Source organism: Deltaproteobacteria bacterium, from assembly GCA_016875225.1.
GTDB lineage: Bacteria > Myxococcota_A > UBA9160 > SZUA-336 > SZUA-336 > VGRW01.
In genome coordinates this window covers 1-8,589 of sequence record VGRW01000109.1, presented here as the reverse complement: position 1 = coordinate 8,589, position 8,589 = coordinate 1, and the positions used below count along the sequence as shown (strand labels likewise).

Annotated in this window: 4 protein-coding genes; 2 read left to right on the top strand and 2 right to left on the bottom strand. The window is 70.4% G+C overall.

Annotated elements, in window-relative coordinates; translation table 11 throughout:
- Positions 1-116: 116 nt before the first annotated feature.
- Positions 117-1,505 (top strand): hypothetical protein, encoded by a 1,389-nt coding sequence (locus tag FJ108_16860; GenBank protein ID MBM4337559.1) that lies wholly within the window; start codon positions 117-119, stop codon positions 1,503-1,505.
- Here the strand turns inward: FJ108_16860 and FJ108_16855 are convergent.
- Positions 1,495-3,210 carry a PAS domain-containing protein gene (locus FJ108_16855; GenBank protein ID MBM4337558.1) on the bottom strand — a complete coding sequence of 572 codons (1,716 nt, stop codon included), beginning with the start codon at positions 3,208-3,210 and terminating at the stop codon, positions 1,495-1,497. The genes FJ108_16860 and FJ108_16855 overlap by 11 nt on opposite strands.
- 132 nt (positions 3,211-3,342) lie before the next feature.
- Here FJ108_16855 and FJ108_16850 point away from each other — a divergent pair, with 132 nt between their 5' ends.
- Positions 3,343-4,125 carry an enoyl-CoA hydratase gene (locus FJ108_16850; protein MBM4337557.1) on the top strand — a complete coding sequence of 261 codons (783 nt, stop codon included), beginning with the start codon at positions 3,343-3,345 and terminating at the stop codon, positions 4,123-4,125.
- Here the strand turns inward: FJ108_16850 and FJ108_16845 are convergent.
- A complete protein-coding gene (locus tag FJ108_16845; GenBank protein MBM4337556.1) occupies positions 4,122-5,048 on the bottom strand; it encodes a PrsW family intramembrane metalloprotease in 927 nt (308 codons plus the stop codon). The two genes, FJ108_16850 and FJ108_16845, sit on opposite strands and share 4 nt — an antisense overlap.
- Between the last annotated feature and the right edge of the window lie 3,541 nt (positions 5,049-8,589).

The following is an 8,589-nucleotide window of genomic DNA, read 5'->3' as shown; positions in this document are numbered from 1 at the left end:
GCCGGCGAACGGCCCGCCATCCCCTCGAAGGCCGCCGCTGGCCCTCGGCCGCCGAGCCACCACCGCCGACGCCCTCGCAGCGCACCGCGACCACCTACGGATCACCGTGGTGAGAAATGCGGGCTAGGCTAGACGCGATCGACACTCAGGGGGAGATTCTCGTGAAGACACTGGCTCGGGTTCTGGTGACCGCACTCTGTCTGACCGCCTCGCCGGCCTTCTCGGAAGAGGAGACCAACGCCGTCGAGGACATCGTCGGCATCCTGCAGCAGAAGGGCTTGATCGACGAAGCGACCGGCGACGAGATCCTGGCCAAGCAGGCGCGCTCGGACGCCAAGCGCGCGGCCGCGACGCCCGCGGTCGGCGCCGCCGCGTCGCTCGTGGAAGGTCTGGTCTGGAACGGCGACTTCCGGCTCCGCGACGAGCAGTTCTGGTACGGGCGCGCGTTCGGCGGCACGGCCGACGACAACAACCGCCTGCGCTACCGCGCGCGCCTGGGCTTCACGAAGCAGGTGAATCCGTGGGCGCTGGTCGGGCTGCGGCTCGCGTCTGGCACGGGTGACTACCGCAGCACCAACGTGAGCTTCGGCGAGGACTCGAACTGGTCCCCGCACTCGGTCTACCTCGACCGCGCCTACGGCCAGTTCACGCTGCCGGATCCGGGCGGGATCGGGCTCGCGAGCACGCTCGTCGCAGGACGGGTCGCGAACCCGTTCATCTGGAAGAACTCGGCCGACAAGTTCATCTGGGACGAGGACATCAGCCCCACCGGCCTCGCGCTCACCAGCTCGATCTCTCCCTTCGAAGGCGCGAAGCTCTTCGCGACCGTCGGCTACTTCGTCGAGCTCACCCAGTCGTGCTGCACCGACACGAAGGTCTGGGGCTTCCAGCTCGGCGGCACCACGGCTGTCAGCGAGAAGATCTCGGCCGGAGCCCGCGCGAGCTTCTACGACTGGGACAACGTCAGCGCCGATCCGGACTTCGCGGACGACAGCCAGAAGTTCGGGAACCTGCCCACCGCCTTCGAGAAGGACGCGCGGATCGGCGAGAGCACGGTCTTCGCGAAGTGGGGCGGCATCGAGCGCTGGCCCGCGGTCGTGTTCGGCACGGTCGCGTACAATTTCACCGCCGACTCGGGCTTCGTGAACGGGGCGCGCGTCGACCCGGACCAGTTCGCGTGGGGCTACGGGGTCGAGGTCGGCGACGCGAAGCAGCTCTTTCTGCTCGGCATCGTCTACAGCCACATCCCGGCCAACTCGGTGCTCGCGCTCTACACCGACAGCGACATGTTCGACGGCTACACGAACCGCGAGGGGTTCGGCGTCTACGTCGCGCGCGAGCTCGCCACCAACACCGAGTTCAAGCTCTCGTTCTGGGAGGGAGAGCCGATCAAGACCACCGCGAGCGGCGGCGGCGACGGCCCGTACAACCCGACCGAGTACGAGTCCGCGGCTCAGAAGGCCAACCGCAAGCGCCTGCAGGCCGACGTGAACTTCAAGTTCTAGACGGCAGCGGCAGGAGCACGCAGACGACGGTGCCTCGGCCCGGCGCCGAGCGCGCGGCGATCTCGCCGCCGTGGCGCTTCACGATCTCGTACGAGATCGAGAGGCCGAGGCCCGTTCCGCGCCCGACGGGCTTGGTGGTGAAGAACGGGTCGAAGACGCGACCGAGCACGTCGGGCGCGATTCCGCAGCCGTCGTCCTCGACCTCGATTCGCGCCATGGCGGCCGACGAGCTCGTCGTGATCCGGATCGTGCCGCTCTCCCCGACCGCGTCGGCTGCGTTCAGCAGCAGGTTCAGGAACACCTGCTCGAGCTCGCGCGGCGCGCAGTCGAGCGCGGGCACGGAGCCGAAGCTGCGCTCGATCCGAACGCCCTCCTGCAGGCGCGGCCGCGCCATTCGCACCACCGCGTCGAGCAGCGGGTGCAGCTCCGCGCGTTCGCGCTCGCCGGTTCCGCCGCGCGTGAAGCGCCGGATCTGATCGACGATCGCGGAGATGCGCTCGATGCCTTCGAGCGACTCGTCGATCAGCTCGCGGCCATCCGCGAAGTCGACGTGCGCCTCGGCGCTCTTCCAGTACTCGCGGAGCATGAGGATGTTGCTGCGCACCCAGGACGCCGGGTTGTTCGCCTCGTGCGCCACGCCCGCGGCGAGCTGGCCCACCGCGGCCATCCGAGCCGACAGCACCAGCCGACTCTGCAGGGCCTCGATCTCGCGCAGGTCGCGCACGATCACCGCGAGCCCTCCGTCGGCTCCGCGCCCGTCGCGGAGCAGCGACGCGGTCACCGAGACCGGAATCAGCTCGCCGCCGGCTCCGATCAGCTGGCCGCGCTGGTCGCGGAGCTCGCGCGGCGGATCGAGGCGTGGCAGCTGCAGGATCTCGTTCACGTTGCGGCCCTCGTGCTGCTCCCGGGGCTGCCCGATCATCCGCGAGAGGCCGGCGTTCGCAGAGCGGATGCGACCGTCCATTCGCAACAGCAGGAGCCCCTCGCTCATCGCGTCGCCGATCTCGCGTGAGAACGTGCCCGGCGAGAGGATCGAGTAGCCGAAGCGGTGCATCGAGAGCGCGAGCAGCACCCCCGTCGAGGCGTACGAGGTCGTGGCGAGCTGGGGCACCACCACGCCGAAGAACGGCAGGATCGCGTCGGTGATCGACGCGACGACGAGCAGCTGGGCGATCCCGAAGGCAATCCACTTCGCCTGGCTCCGCACGCTCTCGATCCGGGTCTCGCGGTACGCGCGCGAGGCGACCGAGAGGCCGCAGAAGAGCGAGGCCAGGCTGACCAGATAGAACACCGCGAAGAGCGGGCCGAGCGTGTACCCGGTTCCCCAGCTCCTCTGCACGGTCTGCTGGTGCACCCACGGTGTGAGCCAGACGAGCCCCAGAAACAGGGCCGCGAAGCCGAAGCAGGCGCGAAGCATGCGGCGTAGAGGCGGCGCACTCACGCCCGTGGCCGAGAGCGTGAAGCGGAGCGTGAGCGGCCCGATCCAGACCCAGCCCAGCGCGGAGAGCTTCACGAGCGCGAGTGCGACTTCGGGATCGCGCGCGCTGTTCCAGAGCAGCTGACACAGCGCCCAGAACGCGCCGCAGTAGAGCAGCAGCGCCGCCTGGCGATTTCCCGCGTCGCGCGGATCGCGTACGAGGATCGTGGTCGCCGAGACCAACAGGGCCGCGAAGGCCAGCAGCTGAAGCAGCGTGAACGCGAGCATCGGCCTCCGTCCCGACCGCGCATCGGCGCGCGCGTCGCTCCGCTTGACCCGCCCGCGGCGGCTCGACCCGACGATCGCGCCGCGTGTAGACTCGCGCGACCGGCTGCAGGAGGGCGCAAATTGGCCGACGACCTGGTTCGCTTCGAGCTGCACGAGCACGTGGCGCAGGTGACGATCGATCGGCCGGAGAGCCGAAACGCGCTGAACCCCGAAGCCTACCGCCAGCTCGAGGCGGCCTTCCGCCAGGCGCAGGCGGACCCGGAGGTGCGCTGCGTGCTCCTGACCGGCGCCGATCCCTCGTTCTGCAGCGGCGACGACGTGAAGGAGATCATGTCCGGCCCCGCGCGCGACGCGACCGTCGCGCAGCTGCGCCAGGTCCGCCCGCGCCCGACGCCCGCGGCGATCGCGGTGCTCGAGTGCGACCGCCCGGTGGTCGCCGCGGTGAACGGCCCGGCCGTGGGCTGGGGCATGGATCTGACGCTCTTCTGTGACATCCGGATCGCCTCGGAGCGGGCACGCTTCGCGGAGCTCTTCATCAAGCGCGGGCTGGTCTCCGACATCGGCGGCCTGCTGCGCCTGCCGCAGATCGTCGGGCCCTCGAAGGCCGCGGAGCTGCTCTTCACCGGCGACGTGATCGACGCGAAGGAGGCGGAGCGGATCGGGCTCGTCTCGCAGGTCGTGCCGCACGGCGAGCTGCTGCCGACCGCGCGCGCCCTCTGCGCGAAGATCGCCGCGAATCCGCCGCTGGCGCTTCGCTCCATGAAGGAAGGGCTGCGCCGCGCCCGGCTCTCGGATCCGCACGAGCTCGGCGGCTGGGTCAGCCAGACGCTCGGCGTGCTGTTCCAGACCGAGGACCACCGCGAGGGCGTGAAGTCGTTCCTCGAGAAGCGCGCGCCGGTGTTCCGCGGCCGCTAGCCGTCGAGCTCTCGCGCGGCCGCGCGCACGGCGATCCGCATCTCCTCCACGCCGCGCACGTAGCCGATGAAGAGCAGCACGGCGGCGACCGCGACCGCGAAGCCGAGCAGCGTTCCGGAGAGCGCGTTGTAGACGCCGTGGATCAGCGCCGCGAGCGCGAGCCCGGACAGGATCAGCGCGAAGCGAAGCGACCGCGTCTCGACGCCGAGCGCGATGAACACGCCCGCGACGCCGGAGAAGACCGCGTGCAGAAGCGGAAGCGTGATCAGCCTGGTGAGCTGCACGACGACGAACGCGCCCAGCGACATGCTGCCGCTGGCGACGCCCTGGGCGTAGAAGAGCGAGTAGCTCACCGCCTCGCTCACTCCGAACGCGAACCCGGAGACACAGCCCAGATAGCTGATCTCACGCAGCGTGCCCGGCTCGCGATTGCGCACGAAGATCCAGAGCAGCGGAACCGCCTTCACCGACTCCTCGAGCAGCCCCACCCCGAACACGTACGCGGGCAGGCGCACGAGGATCTGCGGATCGCGCGTCGCGCCGAGCACCGCCGACAGGCCCGGCAGCCGGTAAAGGAATCCCACGATGAACGCGCCCGTGATCGACGTGAAGAGCGAGACCCGCACCACGTCGAGCAGGCCGATCTTCTCCGGCCGGACGAAGAGCCAGATCACCAGCCCCCACATCGTCGCGAAGTAGATTCCGTACAGGTACGCGACGTCGCCGAACTCGGAGCCCGTGAGCGAGGTCCACGCGACCAGAAACAGCGGAAAGAGCGTGAAGAACAGGAACCACTGCACGCTCGCGATCGTCCAGGGCCGGTCGCGGCGCCAGAACGAGACCGGCACGAGCGTCGAGAGCCCCAGGCGCGCGAACTGCGCCAGCACCCCCGCTCGCTTCGGGCTTCCCGAGTCTTCCGGCACCTACTCGCAGCTCCCCGCCGCACCAGCTTCGCAGACGAGCGGGCAGGATGCACACTTCGGCCCCGCGGCCTTTCCGCCGAGCTCGCGGAAGCGCTTCAGGTCCTCGCTGTCGATGACCGCGCCCTCTTCGTACAGGTCGAAGATCGCGCAGGCCCGGTCGCCCGAGCGCGCGCAGACGTCCGCGGCGCGGCTCTGGCCCAGGCTGGCCCGGAACTGCGAGAGGTCCTTCGACGAGACCAGCTTGCCCGTCGCGGTGAAGTCCGCGTCGCAGGCATTTCCGTAGCCGTCGTGGTCGGTGTCGCGCTGGCCGCCGGTGAGCGTGGCCCACGGGTTCTCGTCCAGGTACTCGAGACCGCGGCGCGGATTCGGGAAGAGCACGCAGCTGTCGCAGACGTCGCCCACGCCGTCGCCGTCCGCGTCGGCTTGTCCCGCGTTCGCGAGCGTGGCGCAGCTGTCGAGTGCGTCCGGCCAGCCGTCCGCGTCGACGTCCGTGCCCGGCGCGGTCTCTCCGCCGTGCCACAGAAATGCGTCGCTCGCCCCGGGCGCCTCACCCGGGATCGCGCCGGCCAGCGCGAGCAGGCCGTTCGTGCTGCGGCAGAAGACCGGCGAGCGCGGCGCGAGGCCGTCCGGGAAGAGCGCCGCGAAGCTCGACTCGCCGGGCCGCTCGACCGCCCGCGAAGGGCTGAACTGCACGCCCGCCTGGAGCCGATCGCCGGGAATGCCGCTGCCGCAGAGCACGTTGTCATCGCTGATCGGGCCGGGGGTGTAGTCGTCCTGCCCGTCCCAGACCGCGTCTCCGTCGCGGTCGAGATCGGCGGAGAGGTCCCCGTCCATGTCGCGGCCGCGGAAAGCAACGCTTCCGAACTCGCCCAGGAGAAGGCCGCGTTGCGACGAGCTCATCCGCACCCAGACCGGGCCGCCGGCTCCGTCGACTTCGACCGGGCGCGAGGCGAACAGCCGGCGCAGCTTCGGAAGCTCGTAGTACTGAAGCATCGCCAGATTCACCATGAGGTCGACTCCGCTGTCGACGACCGGCGCGTTGGGATCGTTCGGGTCGGAGGGCGTCACCACGTCGACGCCGAATCCGATCGGCATGGCGAGGATCAGCGCCTTCGTCGTCGACTTCGCGTCGTCCGGGTCGACCAGCACGTCGTTCACCTGCAGGTAGCAGAGGTTGCTCGCGCAGCTCACGCTCGGGTCGTAGTCGGCCAGGAAGTTCGCGGCCGCGAGCTTGGGATCCTCTCCCGGCGCCACCGGTACCGGGACGATCGCGGCATCGCCGGGGAAGTTCGGGTCCGGAAGCGGCGCCGCGACGACCTCGAAGTCCATCACGTCGTCGTCGATCACGAACTGGTTGCGCGCGAAGATCCCGTCGGGGCCGGCGATCGGATCGCCGGTGGCGTCGTTCGACGGATCGCCGTCGAGCATGGCGGCCAGCTCGGCCAGGGTCTCGGGCGCGTCGAAGACGCGGTCCTGACCGATCACCTCGCCCGAGATCAGAAAGCGCTCCAGGTTCGCGGACGCGGTCTCGAGCGCGGTGCAGCCGGTGTTGAAGGGCGTTGCGACGTTGGCGTCGAGCAGGTTCATCCAGCGCGCGCAGTACTCGCCGTCGATGTTCGCGTAGCTCGCGCCGGCTCCGCCGTCGATCCGGTTCCAGTCGTTTCGCGGGCTGTCCAGATCGAGCGGGTTGTTCGGATCGGCGTTCCAGACGACCGCGCCGAAACGGGCGAGCAGATCCTGATCGATCGTCCAGGGCATCGGCTCGACCCAGCCGTCCGCCTCGCGGAGGTTGCCGGGCTCGAGCTGGTACGCGGCGCGGCCCGCGGCGCCAAGCGCAATCGCCTCGTCGGGCGTGAGCGCCAGGTACGCGCCCGGCTCGACGCCAAAGACCGGGCTCGGCGGGCTCGCCTCCACGCCCTGCCGGCTGAAGTCCTGGTCGAGATCCAGGCTCGCCTGTCCCGTGCGGCTGAAGTTCACGCCGGGCAGGTAGGCAAGCGGTGTCGCGCCGCCGCCGGTCACGCCGACCAAGGCATTCCTGCGCAGGTGCTTCACGACGGAGAACTCCTGCGTGACCACGCTCGCGTCGGCGTTCAAGAGGTCGATGCCGCCGAGCGCGGCGACGGCCAGGTTCGGATCGCGCGTGAGGTCGGCGGCGATCGCGGCGTCCGCGCGCCAGCTCTCGGCCTGCACCTTGCTGCAGGGCGACGCGTACGCGGGGCCGCAGCCGAGCAGGCTCGCCTGGCCTGCGTCCAGACTCGCCCCCAGATCCTGGAAACTCCCGCCCTGGAAGGCGAGCGGCTCGATCGCGAGGAACTGCTGGCCGAGGAAGTCCATGCCGGCGCGCGCGACGACGCTGGTGCTTCCGTCGAGACTCGTCGGCACGATCGTCTCGACGCCGTCGAGAAGCACGGCGCCGAGCACGCCGAGGCCCGAGAGCACGTTCGAGAGAAATCCGAAATCGAGCGGGTTGTTCAGCCGGTCGAGCGAGCAGTTGCCCGAATCCGGGTCGAAAGAGACGGAGCAGAGCGAGTGGAAGAGTGACTGGTGAACCGAGTGGGTCGCGGCGATCTCGGCGGTCGAGCGCAGGCGCTGCGCCCCGCCCGAATCGGGCGCGCTCCAGAGCAGACAGTCCCCCGCGCTCGGGAACACGTCGTCGGCGTCGAAGGCGACGCCGTTTGGCCCGATCGCCTGGCCCGAGCCGTCCTCGCGCACGTGGCACTGCGTGCCGCCGGCCGCGAGCGGCGCGCCGGTCACGGCATCGCTGCGGCGGCGGAACGGCGTCGACGCGATCGGAAACGAGACGTTTCCGATTTCGTTCGCGCGCGGCCGCGCGGGAAGCGTGTTGCCCGCGCCGCCGTCGACGATGGCGCGGAAGTCGGTCAGGTCGACCGGCTCGCCGCTCGCCTCAGCCGGCCGCGCCGACAGGTCGCCGAGCAGCCCGATCACCTCGAACTGCACCCGCGCCGCGCGAGCGTTCGCGGAAGTCGGCGCGGTCGTGTTGAGCTCGATGCAGTGGCCGTCGCGGTTCGTGCCGATGTTGAGCGCCGAACTCGCCCGTGCGGCCTCGCGGCAGCCGAGCGAGAGTGCGAGCGCGCTGCGGTCCTCCGCGCCGGACAGGCAGGTTCCCGCCACGCGATTCCAGATTCCGCCCGCCGCCGTGCAGCCGCGGTTCGTCAGCCAGGCCGAGCTGTACACGCCGTAGAGCTCGACGAGCTTGGTCGCGCCGGGGACGCTCGCGCTCGGCACGGTGATCTGCGCCGTGAGCGAGTAGATCGGACGGGCGACGTCGCTCGACGTGTTGCGCCCGAAGACCGCGTCGAAGCGATCCTCGTCGAGGGTCCCGCTCCCCGCGATCGGCGCAGCGAGCGAGTAGCCCGCCGCTTGCGCGGCAGCGTTCGTGTCGACGTACGGCAGGTCGTCGGCGGTGTCGCGCACCCCGTCGGGCCCGACGAAGTTCGGGTTCGCCCGGCTCGAGGCGTTGTACGCGGAGTAGACCGAGAAGCCGTCCGCGTCGTACGACGCCGGGAATCCGCCGATGGGG